Origin of the sequence: Pseudomonas moraviensis (assembly GCF_900105805.1) — a bacterium.
GTDB lineage: Bacteria > Pseudomonadota > Gammaproteobacteria > Pseudomonadales > Pseudomonadaceae > Aquipseudomonas > Aquipseudomonas moraviensis_A.
On record NZ_LT629788.1, the window covers coordinates 3,128,781 to 3,150,062 of the forward strand.

The window sequence follows — 21,282 nt, forward strand, 5'->3', positions numbered from 1 at the left end:
TGCTCAGGCGAGCAACTGCGCCCAATTGATCGAGGCGTTTTCGCCAAGAGTGAAACCTTTGCCACTCAGGGCCAGGTTCGCGTTGTACGCCGGATCCTGGGCAAAGGCGTCGGGCCATTTTTCACGCAATGCCGCCAATGCCGCTGGCGCCTGTGGCAGCTCGCCGGTGTGCAGCACCTGCACCAGTGGCGTCCACACGGTGAGGTAACCGGCCTGACCGGCCTTGAGGCACAGATCGACATCGGCATAGCCCGCAGCGAAGGTCACCTCGTCCAGGCCGCCAAGGGCATTGAACATGTCCTTGCCAATCATCAGGCACACCTTGGAAACCGCCGAGTAATTCTGCTCGACAGCCAGACGCTGCATGTAACCCTCGGCCTTGTGTTTCTCGCCGATGAAGGGCGAACACACGCCATCGTTGAGGCCGAGAATCAGACCGGCCTGGGCAACCTTGCCGTCACGATCGACGAGTTTGGCGCCGACGACGCCGACTTCCGGACGCTGGGCATGGTTGAGCAGCGAATCGATCCAGTTCGGGTTGACCACTTCGCTGTCGGCGGCCAGCAGCACCAGGTATTCACCCTGCGCCTGCTCGCTGGCGGCGTTATACAACGCGATTTCGCCGAGCGGCTGATCGGCACGCAGTACGTTGACCTTGGCGTGGCGCAGCGTGCCCAGCCAATCGTTGACCTCGGCCGACTGATTGCCGTTGGCGGCCAGCAGCACTTCGTAGCGGCTGTAACGGGTGCGCAGCAGCACGCCTTCGAGGCAGCGACGCAGTGCCGGCAGATCATCAATGACCGGCACAATGATCGACACCAGCGGTTGTTCGGTATGGCGATAATCGATCTGCCAGGTACCCGGCAGCGCCGAGGTGACCTTGGCTTTGTAACCGCGATTGCCCAAGTGACGCAGCAGCGCCAGACGCTCATGGGCGTTTTCTTCCAGAGGCGCCTGCTCGGTGATCAGCAGCGGCTCATCAAGATGCGCCAGGCCGTCGAGGCCGCCCTGTTCGATGATGCGCAGCAACAGATCGAATTCCAGCGCCTTGCTGAAGTCGGCCTGATAACCGCCGGCTTCAAGCAGGACTTCGCGGCGGATCAGCCAGTGCCGCGCCATCAGCGACGGCACGCTGTGCAGCAGATCAAGATTGAAACCGGGGCGGAATACGTCGACCAGTGCGCCTTCGGCAGTGCGCTGAATTTCATCAGTCGCTACTGCGCGAACACCGCTGGCCGCCATCAGTTCCAGACCGGCGCGCGCCAGGCCGGCCGGTGTGAATTCGTCGCCCACGTTCGCCAGCAGCAACCAGTCGCAAGGCGACTGCGCAGCGCTCTGGTTGAGCTTGTCGACGAGATTGCCCGGGGTAACCCGAACAAAGTGCAAGGTGTTTTGCGCGGTGGTCGCGGTCTGCGGTTCGCCAGTGGTGAAGACCACGATCTTGAACGCTTTGCTGACACCTTCGACGAGGCTGTCGAGGGTAATTTGCAGCTTCTCGACGCTGTCATCCAGGTCAAGCAGGAAAATACCGAACTGCGGTCCGCCGTTGCTGGCGGCCAGACGGGCAGCGATTGAAGCAGATTGTTCGGCGTCAGGCTTGCGCGCCGCCAGCCAATCGAGCAAACGCCCCGAGCGCATCTTGCCAAAGACCGGGTAGTGATCAAGGTTCGACACGGCTTGAAGACGCGCGCCCCACTCAAGCATTTCCTGCGCTGGAGCTTCCTCGCCAGCCGACTGCAGTTGCTCGGCCAGACGCTTGACCACGCGACGGTTGAACGCGTTGCTGTCATGGGCTTGCCACAGCCGGTCGATGACGCTTTCCGGAGTGTCGTTATTTCGCGCCTGCAACAGATACTCCTGCCGGGCCCAGACGCCTTCAAGCTTCTCAAGCTGAATACGCCCGGCGGGCATCGCATGCAGGAGGAATTCGAACTGGGTCAGCAAGTCGAAGAAGTGCTGGTTGTAAAACGGCATCTCGACGTATTGCCGTGGGCCGAATTTGCGTTCTGGCTCTTTGGTGACCTGATTCCAGGTCGACTCGAAAATCAGCTCGTTGGTCAATGCCCGCCCGGAGACCAGACTGTCGGTCATGGCTTCGAAGCTTTTCAGGACAAATGCCTTGCGCTGCGCCTGATCAAGGCCGGTAATAGCGGTCGGCAAGGACGCGAGGAATTCGGCGAAGGCCTCCCGCTCGGCCACCGACTTGGCGTCGGTATAAGACAGCGAGTGGTAGACATCGGTGTTGTGATCGGAGAAGCCGACGTTGATTTCGCGTACGACGTACGGGATCGGCAGGATCCGCGCCTTGGCGTTCGCCAGCAGATAATAGGTATGGCCGATTTCCTGCCACTGGAAACTGGTGCCCGCCGGCAAAGCGGCGTACCAGTCCTGAATGATCGAAGTACGGCACACGCCGTAAAAGGGCGGTACGTACTGATGCATGAAATCGAGGACGCGATCCTCGGCGCGCTCGGACGCGTAGTCTTCACAGATCTTCTTGTCGCGACGGTAGTAGCTGACGCTGCCCGCCAGCGCCAGGTACATCAGGCAGTAACCGTGGCACAGGCCGTAGTCACGGTTCGCTTCGAGGAACCTGACCGATTCGGCCAGCGACTCATGCAGGATAAAGTCGTCGTCGGCGGCAAACACCATGTACGGCGTGGTCAACTGCGCAACGCCGTAAGTCAGTTTGGCCTGCATGCCCCAGTAGGCAAATTGCGGCAAGTGCTGATAATCGACCGCCGAAAAATCACCTTCCGGGCGCTCGGGGGAAGAGTCCAGCACCAGCACCTTGCAAGGCAGGCTGCTGTAGTACTGCAGCGCTCGGCGCAAAAAAGCCGGGCGGTTGTGGGTGATCAGTACCACTGTCAGCAACTCGCTCAATGGCAGCGTGTTTTCAGAACCGTACTTGCCTTGCATAACTTCTCCTGCCGCGATCAAACCGTGCGAAAACGCTGTAATGAAAAAACTGTCAACGAACCCGACGCAGATAACCGTCCGAAGCAACGGTGATCAGCAACTTGTCCTGCATCTGCTGATCGATCTCAAAATCAGCGTTTTCCTTGAGATAAGCCCACACCGCAGTCTTCGGGTTGTCACCAGGGCCCCACGGACGATCCGGGAAAGCATCGGCCGGCATGTCCTCGACGACGGTGTCCATGACCACGCAATAGCTGTCCACCGACACCAACGGTGCGTAGAGACGCAACTCTTCAAGGACGTGTTCGTGGGTATGGTTGGAGTCGAGCACCACGATGACTTTCTTGCCAGCAGCCGCCTGACGAACCTGCTCGACCACCGCCGGGTCGAGGCTGGAACCTTCGATCATGCTGATGCGCTTGATCATCGGATGGCTTTCGATGGCCTCACGGTTGTGCGCGCGGATATCGCGATCAATGCCGAGCACTTCGCCATGGCCCTGCAGCTCCAGCAACGAAGCGTAGTAAATGATCGAACCGCCGTGGGCGATACCGCACTCGATGACCAAGTCCGGTTTGATCCGCCAGATCAGTTCCTGCATCGCCATCATGTCTTGCGGCAACTGAATGATCGGTCGGCCCATCCACGAGAAGTGATAGGTGTACTTGTGCTTGGCCGACTGGTTGTAGAACTCCTGGGCCAGCGCCTTGAGTTCCTTGTTCTGGCCTTGGGCAACCACTTCAGCCTGGCACTCTGCTTCGAAGGTCTTGATCAGGTTATCGCTCATTGTCCGGTCTCACTGAAAATTCATTGGGTTTGCACATGGCCAAAAGGCCTTCGCGGCAGGCGCATCAGTTGCTGCGCTGGGCCTCGAGTAATTGTTGTAACCGCTCCACCACAGCCCAGAACGCCATGGGCTCATGGGTCGGATAGGGGTAATGGCCGAGGTTCAAATCCAGCGCTGCGCCACGCTCACGCAAGCGCTGTTCGACCAACGCACGCACCGACACCGGTTGACCGCTGGCGCAGTTGACTACGCCAGCGAAGTCGCGCTGATGGAGGATCGCGGCGAGATGACTCGCAGCGGTTTCAATTGCGAGAAAATCGCGCAACTGCTCACCGGCCGACATGTTGAAGGTCGGCTCACCGCTATCGATCGCCCGGTCAAGCGCGGCCAACAGGCTGTTGGGGTTCTGCCCTTCGCCATGCAGATAGAACAACCGCGCCCACTGCAAAGTGAACGGCCGCTCCTGCTGCAGGTTTTGCAAAAACAGGTGCAGCGTGTGCTTGGCCAGACCGTAAGGATTGCTCGGCCGTGGCTCGGTTGACTCGCTGAGCGGGCCGCTTTGCATGCCGTATTCGAAACAGGTACCGGTCACCAGAACCTGCTGCACGCCCGCCTCGACCGCACTTTTGATAAAGCGGTAATCGGCCATCAGGTTGTGCTCGAAATGAAACAGCGCCCGATAGTTCGGCAGCCCCGGCCAGGCCAGATGCACGAGTGCGTCGATGCCTTCGGTCAGCGCGACGACATTCAGATCAGCAGCGTGAATATCCGCGCTGACGAACTCCACGTCATCGATCCACGGCATGCTTCGCGCCGTTTCTGCGTTGCGCGCCACCGCACGAATTTCGCAGCCGCGTTCAAGCAATGCAGCAACCAGATGCCGACCGACAAAACCGGTAGCGCCGGTAACCAGAACCTTCACAGTACTTTCAACTCAGGCACGGCGATGACGAAGCGCCCGTCCCACTGACGCACCTGCGCCAGTTGCTGACTGACTTCTTGCAGCAGGTTCCACGGCAGCACCAGCACGTAGTCCGGTTTGTCGATTTCGATCTGCGCCGGCGCCACGATCGGAATGCGACTGCCCGGCAAGAATTTGCCCTGCTTGTGCGGATTGGCATCGGCCACCCAGGCCAGCAGATCCGCTTTGACGCCGGCGTAATTGAGCAAGGTATTGCCCTTGGCCGCCGCGCCGTATCCGACCACACGTTTACCGTCGGCTTTGGCCCGCAACAGGAAGCGCAGCAGGTCATGTTTGATGCGTTCGGCAGCCGGCGCGAGGGTCGCGTAGTACTCGGCGGTTTTCACCCCGGCAACGAGTTCGGCCTGCAGTTGTTGCTGCACTGCCGGGAGAACAGCACGGCGCTGGCCGTCCTTGCGTTGCACGAATACACGCAACGAGCCACCGTGAGTGCTCAACTGGCTGACGTCGAACACTTCCAGGCCATTGCGCTCGCACAAGGTCTGCACGGCGGTCAGTGATAGGTAGGAATAGTGTTCGTGATACAGCGTGTCGAACTGCGCGCCGGCCATCAGCGTCAGCAGTTGCGGAAACTCGAAAGTGGCGACACCGGTCGGCTTGAGCAACGTCGCGAAGCCGGCGAGGAAATCGTTGATGTCCGGCACATGGGCGAGCACGTTGTTGGCCGCCATCAGGTCAGCGCTCCAGCCTTCGCTGCGCAATTGCGTGGCGGTGTCGCGGCCGAAGAACAGCTCGCGAATTTCCAGGCCTTTTTCCCGTGCCGCTTGCGCGGTGCTGCGGGTCGGCTCGACACCCAGGCACGGGATGCCGCGCGCGGCGACGTATTGCAGCAGATAACCATCGTTGGCGGCGACTTCGACCACGCGACTGTCGGCGCTGAGACCGAAGCGCTCGCTCATCTCGGCGACATAGCGCTCGGCGTGATTCAGCCAAGTGCTGGAGAACGAGCTGAAATAGGCATATTCGGCGTCGAAAAGGCTGTCGGCACTGGTGTAGTCCTCGGTCTGCACCAGCCAGCATTGCTCACACACGGCAACCTTCAACGGCACCCATTGCTCGGCCTTCTCCAGGCGATCGGCATGCACATAGGCGTTGGACGGCGGCGAAGTGCCGAGGTCGATCAGCGGCAGGCTCAGCGGTGCGGCGCACCCACGGCAATTCATAGACGCACTCCAGCAAAGTGTTGATCGAGCGCGGAATGGCTGGAATCACGCGCTGACAAATTATTGACAGGCAACGGCCAGGCAATCGCCAGTCGAGGATCGTTTACCGACAAGCCGCCCTCGTGTTCCGGCGCGTAATCGGCGCTGTGCAGATAGAGCAATTCGGCGTCGTCGGTGAGCGTCTGAAAGCCATGAGCGAAACCGGCCGGAATCAACAGGCTGCGGCCATCGGCCGCCTTCAAGTGCTCGGCGTGCCAGCGCAAAAAGGTTTCCGAGTCAGGACGCAGATCCACCGCGACATCCCAGACTTCACCGCGCAGGCACGTGATCAGTTTGGCTTCCGGGGCGTCGGCATTCTGATAGTGCAGGCCACGCACACTGCCCTTCTCGCGAGTGCAGGAATGGTTGATCTGGCGGATGTGGAAAGCGCTGCCAAACGCACTCAGGCTGCCCTCGCAGAACAACCGGGCGAAGTGCCCGCGCTGATCTTCGAAGCGCTTGTGCTGAACGCAGAACAGACCGGCCAGCGGCAACGCTTTCAGGGAAAACTCGCTCACAGCGCGCCTCGGTACAAATTCAATTGGCCCAGAGTTACGGCGCGCATGTCATCGCCGTTCTGCCACGCCAAGTGCCAATCGAGGGTCTGCGCCAGGCAAGCCTGCAACGACCAGCGCGGCTGCCAGCCGAGCACCTGCCGCGCGCGACTGCTGTCCAGACGCAGCAGACCGGCTTCGTGCAGTTCACTCGGTTCGATGCGCAAGCCACGGGCCAGCGGCCAGCGATTGGCGAGTAGTTCAACCACTTCACCGACGCTGCACATGTCTGCCTCACCGGGGCCGAAGTTCCACGCACCGGCGTATTCCGGGCCGTATTCGTACAGCGCGGCAGCCAGTTGCAGATATCCGGCCAGCGGCTCCAGCGCGTGCTGCCACGGGCGCACGGCTTGCGGGTAGCGCAGGGTCACCGGCTCGTCGGCGGTCCAGGCTTTCAGTACGTCGGGGATCAGTCGCTCCGGCGCAAAATCACCACCGCCCAGCACATTGCCGGCGCGTGCGGTAGCCAGGGCCAGCCCGTGTTGGGCATGTTTGTCCGCCGGGAAAAACGACGCGGCATAGGACTGCGCGAGCAATTCGCAGCAGGCCTTGCTGCTGCTGTAAGGATCGTGGCCACCGAGGGCTTCGTCTTCGCGGTACGGCCACAGCCATTCCTTGTTGGCGTAGACCTTGTCGGTGGTCACCAGCACGCATGCCCGCACGCCGCCGACCTGACGGATCGCTTCGAGCAGATTCAGCGTGCCCATGACGTTGCTGGAATAGGTGCCGAGCGGATCGCGATAGCCCTCGCGCACCAAGGGCTGCGCCGCCAGATGCAGAACGATCTCCGGCTCGGTCTCGGCGATGATCTCGAGCAAGGCACCGAGGTCACGCAAATCGCCGCGCTGGTCGTTGATGCCTTCGTGTACGCGCGCCAGTTCGAACAGGCTCGGTTCGGTTGATGGGTCTAGCGAAAAACCGCTGACCTGCGCGCCGAGGCTTTGCAGCCACAGGGTCAGCCAACTGCCCTTGAAACCGGTGTGTCCGGTGACCAGCACGCGTTTGCCACGCCAGAAATCCGCATTCAGGCCCATTGCTTCCATGGGGCCTCCCCGCTTTGCCACAGCGCTTCGAGATGGTTCTTGTCGCGCAGGGTGTCCATCGGTTGCCAGAAGCCGTCGTGTTCAAACGCTTTCAATTGCTCCTCGCGGGCCAGACGCGCCAATGGCTCGGCTTCCCAGGTGGTCTCATCGCCAGCGATGTAGGGCAAGACTTTCGGCGACAGGACGAAGAAGCCGCCATTGATCCAGCCGCCGTCGCCACGGGGTTTTTCAGTGAAGCCGAGGACCTGATCGCCTTGACGCTCAAGTGCACCGTAGCGCCCCGGTGGCTGCACGGCGGTGACGGTAGCCAAACGACCATGGCCCTTGTGGTAATCGACCAATTCACGGATGTTCAAATCGGAAACGCCATCGCCGTAGGTGAAGCAGAACGCCTCTTCATCCTTGAGGTAACGGCCGGCACGCAACAGGCGTCCACCGGTCATGGTCTCCTCGCCGGTGTCGATGAGGGTCACGCTCCACGGCTCGCTGTAGTTCTGGTGCACGTCCATGCGGTTTTCACGCATGTTGAAAGTGACATCGGAGGTGTGCAGAAAATAATTGGCGAAGAAGTCCTTGATTGCGTAGCCCTTGTAGCCCAGGCAGATGACGAAGTCGTGGATCCCGTGGGCGGAATACTGCTTCATGATGTGCCAGAGAATTGGCTTGCCGCCGATCTCGATCATCGGCTTGGGCTTGAGGTGCGACTCTTCACTGATGCGGGTGCCGAGGCCACCCGCCAAAATAACTGCCTTCATCATCTCCCCTCTCGTACGTTCACCGCGCTGCGCACTGCTTTGTTGAGCGTTGCGGGCCTTCTCGCTGAACCTTCTGCCGATCCGGGCGCAGGAGGAATGACCGCGAGCGCTCGTTTTATGGCGATTTGAGGGGAGCCTGCAGGAAACGCGCCAGCTCGATGGCTTCCGTATTGGATGGGCCGTAGAGCAAAAAAGGGATGAATCCTTTGGCGGATTCATCCCTTTCATTCAATTACTCAGACGAGTCGGAAAACTAGCCAAACATACTGAACCCATCATTGATTGGCAGAACATCGCCGTTGGCCGCCTCGAATTACTCGATAGTGTTTTGGCCTGCGAACCAGTCCTGCAGCTTGACTCCCTGATCGGTTCTGCCGGAGTCATTAAGGATCAGGTCATCGCCCACCCTCGTCCTTTGCAATGACATGGCAGTACCCACCAGCGTATCCGCGCCGTTTGTTCCGTTTATGACCGCCAATTTTTCTTCCTTGCCTTGTTGTGAATCGGTACAGGTTCGTGTGGTGATCACAGGTCATTGCAGCGAACGTTGAAGACAGACGATTAGGTAAATACCGACAGCAAATGATTAAAGCTTTAGCCGTGAACAGAAATTCTTTCGAGAGAAGCGTAAATAACAAGCTAGAAAAAACAGGCGGCTTTTGTCAAAGGCGCCTGTTCGTATGGTCACGACTGCATTCCAATCAATCCGCCAACCACCCATATTCCCAATGCCGCAAGTTATCCCCCCGCAAGACATAGTCGCGCAGCACCACCTCACGCAATTCATCGCCCATGCGATAACTGGCATCCGGGTCAGCCAAATGCATGCGGATAGCCTGTAGCCATTCATCGGTCGTGTTTGTCTTGACCCGCGTACACGGCAGGTAGCCGCGATAAGCCTCGGTATCGGTACAGACCACCGGAAACCCGCAGGCGCCGTACTCGAGCAGCCTCAGGTTGCTTTTGCAGTCGTTGAAGATGTGGAACTCCAACGGCGCCAACGCCAGGTCCAGATTCAGACTGGCCAGTTTTGCCGGATAGACATCCAGCGCAATAACGCCATGAAACTCATGCATGTACGGCAGCAAATCATCCGGGCACATACCGAAGAACACCCAGTCCACCTCGTTGGCCAATTCCCGCACTACGTCGGCGATCACCGCCAGGTCACCATGGTGACTGGTGCCGCCGCCCCAGCCGACGCGCGGTTTTTTCGAGGTGCGACGCTGGCTGCGCAGGTGCCCCCACAAATCCTTGGCCAGCATGTTCGGCACCACACGAATGTCGTGGTGCATGTCCGCCAATGCGTTGGCCAGCGGCGCAGTCGAGACCACCACGCGATCACACAGGCCGATCGCCCGGCGCACCATGCGCTCCATGTCCGCCTTGCCCGGCATATTGCGGATGTGTGCGTTGCGATGGGGAACGTCGATGACATAATCGTCGAGTTCGAAGATCCGTCGCGCGTTGAAAAACTTTTTCAGCGGCGGGATTTCATCGATGGTGTGCTCCGAGTAACGCCCCTGCAGAACGATCACATCGGGTGACTGCCGTTCGATATCGATGATCGACGGCAAGCCATAGCAGATGCGCCCTTCTACCCGATTGGCTGCTTCCAGCTCGATCATCGGCTGGCTGATCCGGTAGTGGCCGATGGCAGAAGCGTTGATCGGCACCGCGAGCACGTTAGGCAGCAGGGCCGTGGAGAAAGCGTTCCAGCCGGTGCGCAGACCCGGTTCCAGACTGAAATTGGTGGCGCCCACACCCTGCAACGTTAGGTTGACATTGTAAGCCGGGTCACGGGCAACCAGTGGCAACCAGCGCTGATAAAACGTGTCTTTTTCCTCGGCGTGCTGCGCTTCCTCTTGCGGGGTGGTCGCCGCACTTGGCCGTGCGCCAACGGCCAGCACGGCGTGCGGATTCATCACCACCAGATAACCGTCGCGGCCGACGCGCAGACACAAGTCTGCGACATTCAGCGTTTGTTTGAGATCCTGCTCATCCAGGCCACCAGCGGCGTCGAACACCGACTTTCGAATCATCAGGCAATCACCGCCCACGGCACTCAGGTCATGCACTGCCTGTAAGCGGTACATGTAACCTTCCGACTGCATCGGCTGGCCATAGAACGGCAGCCCGACCGGCCCGTTCAATCCGAGAATCAGGCCGGCGTGCAATATACCGCCGTCCGGGTTGAACAGCTTGGCACCGACCACACCGACTTCCGGTCGTTGCCCATGATTGAGCAATTCATCGAGCCAGTCAGCCTGGGTGATCACAGCGAAGGCATTGAGCATCAGCACGTACTCACCGCGCGCCTGTTGCACGGCAAAATTGTGCACGGCAGCAGCATTGCCCTTTTGCCGACACCTCAGCACGCGAATGCGCTCACCACCCAATTGCGCCATGCCATCCAGCCAGGCCAACGCTTCGGCGCTTTCGCTGCCGTTGTCGACCAGCAGTAATTCGTACTCGCTGTAAGCGGTCTTTTCCAGCAACGTCTCGACGCAACGCTGCAAGGCTGCGGTCTGATCCTGGGTGACGATGATCACCGAAACCAAGGGGCGCCGTGGGTGATGGTAGTCGACACGGTTGAGCAGTTCCCGGCTGCCGCGGCGGATGTCGTGAGCAATTCCCAGACGCTGCAGATGCGCCTCGAGAATGCGCGGACTCTGTTCGACGACGCCCGGCTCAGTGAGCCATTGCGACAGGTCGAATTTCGATTCCAGCAACACCTCGGCGATATGCCCGACGACTTGCAGGCCATCGCTTTCGACCATCCGCCAGAGCACATCGTGGGGTGCCAGTTCGGCGAACGCCGGAGCAAAACCGCCGAGCGCCAGAAAGCGTTCACGCTGGAATGCCAGTGCACGGCCGACGTACGGATAGCTGCGCATCAGGTCGAGGTTGAAATCCGGCTTGAACGCCGGCTCCGCCGATTCGCCGTCGCGCAGACTGCCTTCGTCGCTGTACAGGCAGGTCAGCGACCGCGAATGCGCAATGCGGTCGGCCATCACCAGCAACGCCGGCGCCACCGGGCAATCACCCGGTTGCAGCAGATAGAACCAGTCGGCGCCTTCGAGTTGCGGCAGCAGCGTGTTGATCTGTTCCAGACCGTCATCCTGCAACGGCATATGGAACACCCTTTCCTGCAACTGCGCTTCGCTACAGGCCGCGGACAACACCAGCACCAGTTCCGGCGGATAGTCCTGGGCGGCGAGCGCGGCCAAGGTGCGCTCCAGAGCATCGCGACTGCCCTGCACGTCGATAATGATCGGTACGATTCGGGGTTGATGCGGCCAGCCGGCGAGGGTTTCTGGCAGCCATTTGCGCTGCGCCTCGGTGAGCACCCGACACGCCAGCCACTGCGCATAGAGCTCGCCGAAACTGAAGCTGTCGACACCCACGCCCAACTCCTGACGGCTCTGCTTGGTGCCAAGGGTACGGCTCAGCGGCAACTCTTCCCAAATACGCGGTGACTCGTCCGCCCTGGTCAGTCGCACAAAGCGAACCCAGCCTGGTGCGGGTGCCGACTCACCGCTGCGGACCTTGAGCATTTGCGAAATCCACTCGCGCTCGGTTTCCGCCGCGTCCTTCATCGCCTGCTGCGCACTCAGACGCTCAGGATAAAGTCGCTCGGCGCTCAGTACATTGTTGGAGGTGACCATGTTGCCGCGCCGCAGCAGGCAGACATACAAGGCAAAATCCAGAGTGGCGACGAAGCACGCGCCCTCTTCCGTCAGGGCCGGCAACAGCTCGGCAACGTCGGAACGGCGGAACAACGCGCTGCTGAAGCCGCCGAGGACGTTGACCGGAAATTTTTCGAAGATGCTCAGGAGATCGTCCCCCTTGAGCAACCCACTGACCGGCGACAACGAACTATTTTCCAGACGCCCCGGCAGAATGATGTCGTTAGCGTCCCACAACAGCCGCTGCGCGATTACCAGACTGACTTCTTCGCGTTGCAGCTCATGGGCTTGCTGTTCGATACAGGCCGAATAAAGCAAGTCATCGTCACACAGAAACTTGATGAACTCGCCACGCGCCTGCTCGAGGCAGACCTTCAGATTGCCTACCAGCCCGAGCGTCTGAGGATTGCGCACATAACGCACCATCACGCCCGTCTGCTCCACGACCGCGTTGACGATGGACTCGATCTGGTCGCCACAGCTGTCATCGCACACGACGATATCCAGATGGCCGTAAGTCTGACTGACGGCGCTGCTCAGCGTCCGCTCGAAGAAGCGCGGATTGAAGGCAGGAATAGCGATGCTGACGAGAGGAAGTGAATTCACGGCGGGCTCACAGGCGGTACGAGCCCGCTCGGAAAAACGAGCCCTTGATACCGCAAAAAATCATTAACAGAGGGACAACGTTAGCGGGCGCTCACGCGCCCGCCAGGCATCAGATCTTGTTGAACAGACCCAACTGACTGATCTTGCTGAACGCCAGTTGCGCGGCTTGCAGCATGGTCTGTTGCAGCGTCAGACGGGTCATGACTTCAGCCGGATCGGAATCACGGATCGAACCCTGGGTCGTGCTGTTCGCCGTGGTCAGGCTGTCGTTGGTGATGGCCTGCATGTCCAGCGCCTGGCCGCGCGCACCAATGGTGGTGACTGCGGTGCCGATCTGATTGGCGGCGGCGTCGATGTTGCCGAGGCCTGCCTCCATCGCGCCCTGCAACTTCTGCTTGGCAACCGGATCGCCATCGACCGGCGTGTTCAGCGCGGAGATCATCTGGCCCAGGGTGTCGAGCACGTTCTGGGTCTGGTGATTGTTTGGCTGGATCGAGAACTGATCACCCGTTGCCGGCGTGTTGCCCAGGGCGAAAGTCACACCGGCAGCCGTCGCGTTACCGCCCACTACCGTGCCCGAGGAAACCGGCTTGCTGTCGGCCGTCACCGGCGCGGCATACAGATCGAAATCGGTGGCACTGGTGAACTTGAGCACCGCGCCGCCCTGCGGGAACGCTGCGTTATAGGCCGCCTGATCGGTGATGGTCGAACCAGTGATCACGCTGGTCGACGGGTTACCCGGATTGCGCGTGGTGGTGAACGAGTCCGGCGAGGCCGACAGCTGGAAGCTGTGCCCTGCGATAACCGCGTCCGGATTGGTATCGCCGGCCTTCAGGTTGACGTTCAGCTTGAGGTCTACGCCACGGAAGCTGACAGTCTGGTTGGCGCCGCTGCTGTTGCTGATCAGGCCATTCTGGCTGGCCTCGGCGGTCACGTCGTTGCCCAAGGCATCGGTGATCTTCAGCTGGGTGCTGCTGACGAAATCGACGGTGTACGGCTGCCCGGCAGTGAACTTGGCATCGTAGGTGGCAACAGTGCCGACGGTGCCGTTGGACAGCACGACACGGCCGTCATCGACGGCTGGCGCAGTCATTTTGGTGTTGGTGCGGCCGGTGTTGATGGTCTGCTGGAACGCGTCCCAACCGGTGGTATTGGTGCCCACGGTCATGCCGTCGCCGATGCCCAGATTGATGGTGGTCTGGTCGCCGTTGTAGGTGAATGTGCCGTCAGAATTCTTCGAGTAAGGCGCGGTATCGGTTTTCGAACCGGAGAACAGGTAATTACCATTGGCGTCCTTGGCGTTCATCAGGCCCAGCACTTGTTGCTGGATCTCGCCCATCTCCGAGGCGTAAGCCTGGCGATCCTTGTCGGTGATCGTGCCGTTGTTCGCGGCCAGCGCGAGTTCCTTGGCGCGGGCCAACGCCGTGGTGATCGAGTCCAGCGTGGACTCCTGCACATTCAACGCGCTTTTGGTGGTATCGACGTTGGTCTTGTACTGATCCAGCATCGCTGCCTGCTGACCCAGCTGCAGCAGACGTCCGGCACCGATCGGATCATCGGCGGCGGTGTTGATGCGCTGCAGGCTGCTCGCCTCGCTCGCGGTGGCGACGGCCTTGTTGAAGTTACGCTGATAATCCGAAGCTTGCGTTCCGTAATACTGGGCGGTGGAAATGCGCATGAATTACGACTCCTTAAAGGCTGTTGATCAGCGTGGCGAAAGTTTCCTGCGCAGCTTTGATGATCTGCGAAGACGCTGTGTAGTACTGCTGGTACTTGACCAGGTTGCCGGTTTCTTCGTCCAGGTTGACCCCGGACAGCGAATCGCGGGCACCCTTGGCGTTCTCCAGAATCGCCGTGGTCGCGGCGCTGTCGGATTTGCCTTGGGCGGTCTTGGTACCGACGTTGGTCACCAGGGTGTTGTAGGCGTCGGTCAGGCTGATGCCCTTGCTCGCCGAACCGGTGTCCACGGTCTGTTTGGTTTGCAACGCGACCAGTGCCTGAGCGTTGCGGTTGTCCGAAGACGCCGCGCCGGTCAGGTTCATGGTGAAGGTCTCGCCGGATTTCGGCGTGCCGCCCACGGTGGTCTGCACGGTGAAGGTCTTCTGTACGTTCGGCGTGACGGTAGTGTCCATCACCGGGTTGCCGCTGGCATCGACGATGCCGACTTTCAGGTTCAGCGTGTTCGACTGGCCAGGCACGATGGTGCCGGTGCCGATGGTCGCGCCCTTGGCATCCACCAGATTGTATGACTGGCTGCCGCCGCTGGCTGCGCCGAATACCAGTTTGACCGGCGTCGAATTCTTCAACGCCGCCTGCATGTCGGCCTGGGCGGTCGGGTTGTAGATGTCGATCTTGTCGCTGAGCGTCGGCTGGGTGTAATTGCCCAGGCCGTTGGCGCTGGCGACGCCGGTCAAGGGACCTGCCGCAGCGATTTTCTTCGGATCGCTGAGCACGGTCTGAATGCTCGCCGCCGCGTTGCGGGTCGGCGTGATCTTGAACGAGTCACCCGCGCTCAGCGCGCCGCCATTCAAGGCCAGGGTAAAGCCGTCAATCACTGGCGGCGGGTTGGTCGTGGTGCTGAACGCGCCCAGATCGGTGCCGTCGGAACGCTTGACGGTGTAATCGGTGGCGCTGGTGAAGGTCACCTGATAATCGCTGGTGGTCAGCTTGCCGGTGTCCTTGATGGTCACATCGAGGTTGCCCGAACCGGCGCTGTTGCCATCCTTCGCAATGCTGCGCTGACTGATCAGTGCGGCACTGTTGATGTTGTTGAAAATCGCCGCGCCGAAGTCACCGTTCTTGTCGATGCCCTGGGCTTGCTGGCTGTTGATCTGATCGGCAATCACCAGGGCCACGCGACCGAGCTCGTTGAGCGACGGGTCGAGGACTTCCTTGCGATAGGTCAGCAGGCCACCGATTTCGCCACCGCTGATCACCGAGGTGATGTCGATGGTGCTCGAACCGCGATCCATCTGGATCGCCATGCGCGACGGGTCGGTCTTGCTCGCGACCATGCTCAGGCTGTTGGTGGTGTTGCCGATGACCAGTGGCTGACCGCTGCCGACATAAATGTCGAAGCTGGTGCCGCGCTCGACGACCTGGGCACCGGTCAGCTCGGACAGCTGACGCACCGCTTCGTTACGGCTGTCGAGCAGGTCGTTCGGCGCCCCGCCACTGGTGGAGATTTCGCCGATCTTCTGGTTGAGATTGGCGATCGACGTGGCGAGTTTGTTCACCTGGGCGGTCATGTCGCCGAGGCTGCCGTTGATCGTGGTGTTCTGATCGTTGAGCTGCTTGGCCAGGGTATTGAAGCGGCTGGTCAGCGCCTGCGCACCGGTCAACACCGACTGACGCGAAGTGTCATCGGTGGCCGACGTCGATACGCCCTGCATCGAGGTGAAGAATTTCTGCAGTACACCGGTCAGGCCGGTGTTGGTGTCCGACAGAATGGAATCCAGCGGCGTCGCCTGCTTGAGGAACGCGGCCGATTCGCTGTCCAGGGAAGTCGCGGTGTGCAGCTGCGACTCCAGGTACGAGTTGTACACCCGACGCACGTCGGCCAGGGTCGTGCCCGTGCCGATGAAAACGCTGCCGTACTGCTGCGAGGACTTGGTGCCCTGCACGGTTTGCTGACGTGAATAACCGGCGGTGTCGACGTTGGCAATGTTGTTGCCTGTCGTAGCCAGAGAGGACTGGCTGGCCGACAGTCCCGACATCCCGATATTGAGCAAACTCATGGTTCAGACCTTATTACCTGGTGCCTTATAAAGGCGTGGTGGAGACACCCGCCGCAGCGTAGTTTTCAAAACTGTTCATCTGCTTGGCAATTTGCGAAATCTTCGTCGCGTAGTTCGGGTCGGTGGCGTAACCGGCCTTCTGCAACTCGCGTACAAACTGTTCTGGGTTATCGGCAGACTTCAGCACTTCTTGATAGCGATTGTTGCTCTGCAGCAACGTCACCAGATCGTGGAAGCTGTCCTTGTACGAGGCATAGGAACGGAACTCCGCGGTCTCCTTGACCATCGCGCCATTGCGGAACTCGCTGGTGATCGCGCGGGCCGAATCGCCCTTCCAGTTGCTGCTCGCCTTGATGCCGAACAGGTTGTGGCTGCTGCTGCCGTCCTGGGCGCGCATGACCGATTTGCCCCAGCCGGTTTCCAGTGCCGCTTGCGCTACCAGATAACGCGGATCAACGCCGATGCGGTCGGCGGCTTCCTTGGCCATCGGCAGCATGGTGTTGACGAATTCGTCGGCCGAACTGAAGGCCTTCTTCGCCGGTGCCAGCGGAATCTGCGCCATGGCGCGGCCGTAGACCTGCATCTGCCCGCCGGCGGCTTTCTGTTCTTCGGCACGGGCCAGCCAGTCGCCGTTGTACAACGCGCCGGAACCGCTGATGGCGGTGGTCGCAGCACGTTGCGGCAAGGCGTTGGTCGCGGCCGTCGTGGTGGTCGCAGTGGCAGCGCTCGGCGCCGACGGTACCAGGCCCGCGAGCAAGCGATCGGCCAGTTTCGGCGGCAGCGCCAGACGCCGCTGATTGATCAGCGCCATGTCGTTGCGATGGGAAATATCGGTATTCGGCGCATGCACCGAGCGCGATGCCCACAACGGACGCTCGCCGTTGACGCGGGACAGTGGACCGGTGGCGACGGTGCCGGCGGCAATCGGTGTCGGCACGGCGGCGGCCTTGGCCAGCGCTTCCTGTTGCTTGGCGGCGGACGCAGCCGCAGCCTCGCCCGGCGCCATCGGTTTGTTCTTCGACATCTGCCGGATCAGCACGTCAGCCAGGCCGATACCACCGCCCTCGCGGGACATGGAAACCGCCAGTTGCTGGTCGTACATTTCCTGGTACTGCTTGGCCGCTGGCGTGTTGAGCGGGTTGTCCTGGCCGAGCGCTTCGGTGGCCGAACGCATCGACTTGAGCATTTCGCCAAGGAACAGCGACTCGAACTCCTGCGCCACCTTGCGCATGTTTTCGTCGCTGTTCTTGTCGCCGACCTTGAGCTGGTTCAGACGATTGAGGTCCGAGTAGGAACCCGAATCGCTGCTGCTGACCAGACCGCTTTTGCGCATATCCATGGTGGCCGGCCTCAGATCACGATCAGGTCGGCTTGCAATGCGCCGGCCTGTTTCAGAGCTTCAAGAATCGCCATCAAGTCACCCGGCGCCGCGCCGACCTGGTTCACCGCACGGACGATCTCGTCGAGGGTGGTGCCCGGGCCGAACTTGAACATCGGTTTGGCTTCCTGTTCAGCATTCACCCGCGAGCGCGGCACGACGGCGGTCTGGCCGTTGGACAGCGGCCCCGGCTGGCTGACGATCGGGTCTTCGGTGATGGTCACGGTCAGGCTGCCGTGGGTTACGGCGGCTGGCGACACTTTCACGTTCTGGCCGATGACGATGGTGCCGGTGCGCGAGTTGATGATGACCTTCGCCACCGCCTGACCCGGATCGATTTCGAGGTTTTCCAGGATCGACAGGTAGTCGACGCGCTGGCTCGGATCCAGTGGCGCAGTCACGCGCACCGAACCGCCGTCGATGGCTTGGGCGACGCCAGGACCGAGCATGTCGTTGACCTTGTCGACGATGCGCTTGGCGGTGGTGAAGTCGGAGCGGTTGAGGTTCAGCGTCAGGCTGTTGCCCTGGTTGAAACCGCTCGGCACTGCACGTTCCACCGACGCACCGCCAGGGATGCGGCCGGCCGACGGAACGTTGACGGTGATCTTCGAACCGTCACGACCTTCGGCATCGAAACCGCCGACCACGAGGTTGCCCTGAGCAATTGCATAGACGTTGCCGTCGATACCCTTGAGCGGGGTCAGCAACAAGGTGCCGCCACGCAGGCTCTTGGAGTTACCGATCGAGGACACGGTGATATCGACCTGCTGACCCGGTTTGGCAAACGCCGGCAGATCGGCACTCACCGACACCGCCGCGACGTTCTTCAACTGCACGTTGCCCGATCCCGGCGGTACCTTGATGCCGAACTGCGAGAGCATGTTGTTGAAGGTCTGCAGGGTGAACGGAGTCTGCGTCGTCTGGTCACCGGTGCCGTTAAGCCCGACCACCAGGCCGTAACCGATCAACTGGTTGGAGCGCACGCCGGAAATGCTGGCGATGTCTTTCAGCCGCTCGGCGTGTGCGGTGAAAGCCGCAGACATCAATAATGCGGCCACCATAAGGCTTTTCAGATTCAACGTAGCCACCTAGAAAGGGAACAGCGGGCTGAGGAAGAAACGGTCGAACCAGCCTGGCTGACTCGTATCGGCAAACGCGCCGGTACCCGAGTAGGTGATGCGTGCATCGGCGACGCGGGTCGACGACACGGTGTTGTCGGTCGCGATGTCATCGGCGCGGACCATGCCGGCGATGCGCACCAGTTCGTCACCGGTGTTGAGCGTCAGCCACTTCTCGCCACGCACGGCGATGATGCCGTTGGGCAGCACGTCGGCCACGGTCACGGTGATCGAGCCGGTCAGGCTGTTGCTCTGCCCGGACTTGGCGTCGCCCTTGGTCGAACGGTCAGCGCTGTAGCCGGCGTTGAGGCTCAGGTCGTTGCCACCGATCGGGTTGTTGGTCGTCAGGCTGGAGCCGAACAACGAGGTCAGACCGATCTTGTTGTCGCTGTTCTTGTCCATCTGCGAGTTGGCGTTCTTGCTCGCCTGGGTACGCTCGTTGAGGGTGATGGTGATGATGTCACCGACCCGGAACGCCTTGCGGTCGCTGTACAGGTTCTGCTCAAAGCCGGCCTGATAGATCGAGCCGTTATTGGCGGCCGCCGGCAACGGTGTGCGCGGCAACACCGGGGCGTAGTAAGGGTCATTGGGCTTGGGCGCCGGAGCGACGCAGCCCGCGAGCGAGACGACCCCACCCAATGCCAGAACAGATACAAAGCGCTTCATGACCCTACCTCACGGTGTTGCTGGCGACCTCAGGCCGCCCCATAGACTGGATTACAGATTCTGCGTTACGAACGAGAGCATCTGGTCGGCGGTGGAGATCACCTTGGAGTTCATCTCGTAGGCGCGCTGAGTGGTGATCATGTTGACCATCTCTTCAACGGTGCTAACGTTCGAGGTTTCCAGGGTGTTCTGCAGCGTGGTACCGAAACCGTTCAGGCCCGGAGTGCCGATTTGCGGTGCGCCGGAAGCAGCGGTTTCGAGGAACAGGTTGTTGCCCACGGCTTGCAGGCCGGCCGGGTTGATGAAGTCGGCGGTCTGCAGGTTGCCGATCACTTGCGAAGCCGGGTTGCCGGCGATGGTGATCGACACGGTGCCGTCACGGCCGACGGTGAAGGTCTGCGCATCGTTCGGGATGATGATCGCCGGCTCCAGAGCGAAACCGCTGGCGTTGACGATCTGGCCATTGGAGTCGAGGTGGAACGTACCGTCACGGGTGTAGGACGTGGTGCCATCCGGCTGCAGGATCTGGAAGAAACCGCGACCGTCGATGGCCATGTCCAGCGGCTGCTCGGTGGTTTGCAGGCTGCCGGCGGTGAAGTTCTTCTGGGTGCCGACAATGCGCACACCGGTACCCACTTGCAGACCCGACGGCAGTTCGCTGTCCTGGGTCGACTGAGCACCTGGCTGACGCTTGATCTGGTACAGCAGGTCCTGGAACTCGGCACGGTCACGTTTGAAACCCGTGGTCGAAACGTTCGCCAGGTTGTTGGAAATGGTGGTCAGGTTGGTGTCCTGGGCGGACAGACCGGTTTTGGCAACCCATAGAGCCGGAAGCATTCGATTCTCCTCGTGCGCCTGTTTTACGGCGCGACGTTCTGATAATTAGCTGATCTGCAAGACCCGAGCCATGGCCTGGTCGTCGTCTTTGGCGGTGTTCATCATCTTGACGTGCAACTCGAACTGCTTGGCCAGGGCCAGCACCGAGGTCATTTCTTCCACGGCATTGACGTTGCTCGACTCGAGGAAACCCGAGACCAGTTTGACGTTGGCGTCGGCTTGCGCCGGCTGGCCGTCCTTGGTGTAAATCGAACCGTCGAGACCTTTGTTCATGTTCTTGATGTCCGGGTTGACCAGCTTGATGCGGTCGACTTCGGCCATCACGCGCGGGCCTTCACCCATGGCGCGGATGCTGATGGTGCCGTCTTCACCGACTTCGACCTGCTGCTCGGGCGGCACAGCGATCGGGCCGCCGTTACCGATTACCGGCATGCCGTTGCCGGCGCGCAGCACGCCGAGGGCGTCGATGTTCAGGCTGCCGGTGCGCACGTAGCTTTCACCGCCACCGGGGTTCTGCACGGCGATGAAACCGTTGCCGGATACCGCGACGTCGAGTTCACGACCGGTCTGCACCAGCGAGCCCGGGGTGAAATCGGTGGCGGGACGCTCGCTCATGGCAAACGCGCGCGCCGGAAAGCTGTCACCAAACACCGGCATCGACCGCGCCTGTTCGAGGTCGCGCTGAAAGCCGTTGGTGGAGATGTTCGCCAGGTTGTTGGCATGCGCCCGCTGCGCCAGTGCGTTCTGGCTGGCGCCGGTCATTGCCACATAAAGGTACTTGTCCACTGTGTTTCCTCTGCATGCCGGACGTTTGCCGCCCACCGCTGTACTGCTCAGCCATAAGCAATTTGCAGACCAACTTTTTATTGGCGGACGAAGGCCCGGTAAACAAGGGACTTGAGGGGGATGGAGGGGGAATTTGAAATGTGCAGAAGACGAAAAACCGGCGGTGTCATGCCGCTTCGCGGCAATCCCTGATTACGAGTGAAATCAGTCCCTGTGGCGAGGG

The 21,282-nt window shown here is 60.8% G+C and carries 15 protein-coding genes; all 15 read right to left on the reverse strand.

Annotated elements, in window-relative coordinates:
• Window positions 1–3: 3 nt before the first annotated feature.
• The 15 genes from BLU71_RS13915 to BLU71_RS13985 all read right to left on the reverse strand — a co-directional run bounded on the left by BLU71_RS13915 (window position 4) and on the right by BLU71_RS13985 (window position 21,059).
• On the reverse strand, window positions 4–2,919 hold the full coding sequence (locus BLU71_RS13915; protein ID WP_065617413.1) for a glycosyltransferase family 2 protein: 2,916 nt from the start codon (window positions 2,917–2,919) through the stop codon (window positions 4–6).
• 52 nt (window positions 2,920–2,971) lie between these two features.
• A complete protein-coding gene (locus BLU71_RS13920; RefSeq protein WP_083353316.1) occupies window positions 2,972–3,706 on the reverse strand; it encodes a cephalosporin hydroxylase family protein in 735 nt (244 codons plus the stop codon).
• 64 nt (window positions 3,707–3,770) lie between these two features.
• Window positions 3,771–4,628, reverse strand: coding sequence for an NAD-dependent epimerase/dehydratase family protein (locus tag BLU71_RS13925; RefSeq protein WP_083353317.1), 858 nt, complete (start codon window positions 4,626–4,628; stop codon window positions 3,771–3,773).
• Window positions 4,625–5,851, reverse strand: coding sequence for a class I SAM-dependent methyltransferase (locus tag BLU71_RS13930; protein WP_083353318.1), 1,227 nt, complete (start codon window positions 5,849–5,851; stop codon window positions 4,625–4,627). The genes BLU71_RS13925 and BLU71_RS13930 overlap by 4 nt, the downstream gene beginning before the upstream one ends.
• Complete coding sequence (gene rfbC / locus BLU71_RS13935) at window positions 5,848–6,408, reverse strand: dTDP-4-dehydrorhamnose 3,5-epimerase (RefSeq protein WP_083353319.1); 561 nt, start codon at window positions 6,406–6,408, stop codon at window positions 5,848–5,850. Before rfbC ends, BLU71_RS13930 begins: the two co-directional genes overlap by 4 nt.
• A complete protein-coding gene (gene rfbG / locus BLU71_RS13940) occupies window positions 6,405–7,487 on the reverse strand; it encodes a CDP-glucose 4,6-dehydratase (protein ID WP_083353320.1) in 1,083 nt (360 codons plus the stop codon). Before rfbG ends, rfbC begins: the two co-directional genes overlap by 4 nt.
• On the reverse strand, window positions 7,469–8,242 hold the full coding sequence (rfbF, locus tag BLU71_RS13945; RefSeq protein ID WP_064362095.1) for a glucose-1-phosphate cytidylyltransferase: 774 nt from the start codon (window positions 8,240–8,242) through the stop codon (window positions 7,469–7,471). The genes rfbG and rfbF overlap by 19 nt, the downstream gene beginning before the upstream one ends.
• A 701-nt stretch (window positions 8,243–8,943) precedes the next feature.
• Window positions 8,944–12,537, reverse strand: a complete 3,594-nt coding sequence (locus BLU71_RS13950) for a glycosyltransferase (protein WP_083353321.1) — start codon at window positions 12,535–12,537, stop codon at window positions 8,944–8,946.
• A 109-nt stretch (window positions 12,538–12,646) separates the two neighbouring features.
• The gene (locus BLU71_RS13955) at window positions 12,647–14,215 is read right to left on the reverse strand and encodes a flagellar hook-associated protein 3 (RefSeq protein ID WP_042607508.1); all 1,569 of its coding nucleotides are present in this window, start codon (window positions 14,213–14,215) and stop codon (window positions 12,647–12,649) included.
• A gap of 13 nt (window positions 14,216–14,228) precedes the next feature.
• Window positions 14,229–16,274, reverse strand: a complete 2,046-nt coding sequence (gene flgK / locus BLU71_RS13960; RefSeq protein WP_064362075.1) for a flagellar hook-associated protein FlgK — start codon at window positions 16,272–16,274, stop codon at window positions 14,229–14,231.
• 25 nt (window positions 16,275–16,299) lie between these two features.
• Window positions 16,300–17,613, reverse strand: coding sequence for a flagellar assembly peptidoglycan hydrolase FlgJ (flgJ, locus tag BLU71_RS13965; RefSeq protein WP_042607506.1), 1,314 nt, complete (start codon window positions 17,611–17,613; stop codon window positions 16,300–16,302).
• An 11-nt stretch (window positions 17,614–17,624) separates the two neighbouring features.
• A complete protein-coding gene (locus BLU71_RS13970) occupies window positions 17,625–18,713 on the reverse strand; it encodes a flagellar basal body P-ring protein FlgI (RefSeq protein ID WP_024012083.1) in 1,089 nt (362 codons plus the stop codon).
• A 27-nt stretch (window positions 18,714–18,740) separates the two neighbouring features.
• Window positions 18,741–19,436, reverse strand: coding sequence for a flagellar basal body L-ring protein FlgH (gene flgH / locus BLU71_RS13975; protein WP_042607505.1), 696 nt, complete (start codon window positions 19,434–19,436; stop codon window positions 18,741–18,743).
• Window positions 19,437–19,487: 51 nt separating this feature from the next.
• On the reverse strand, window positions 19,488–20,273 hold the full coding sequence (gene flgG / locus BLU71_RS13980) for a flagellar basal-body rod protein FlgG (RefSeq protein WP_016771111.1): 786 nt from the start codon (window positions 20,271–20,273) through the stop codon (window positions 19,488–19,490).
• Between the two features lie 45 nt (window positions 20,274–20,318).
• Window positions 20,319–21,059 (reverse strand): flagellar basal body rod protein FlgF, encoded by a 741-nt coding sequence (locus BLU71_RS13985; RefSeq protein WP_042607504.1) that lies wholly within the window; start codon window positions 21,057–21,059, stop codon window positions 20,319–20,321.
• Window positions 21,060–21,282 lie beyond the last annotated feature (223 nt).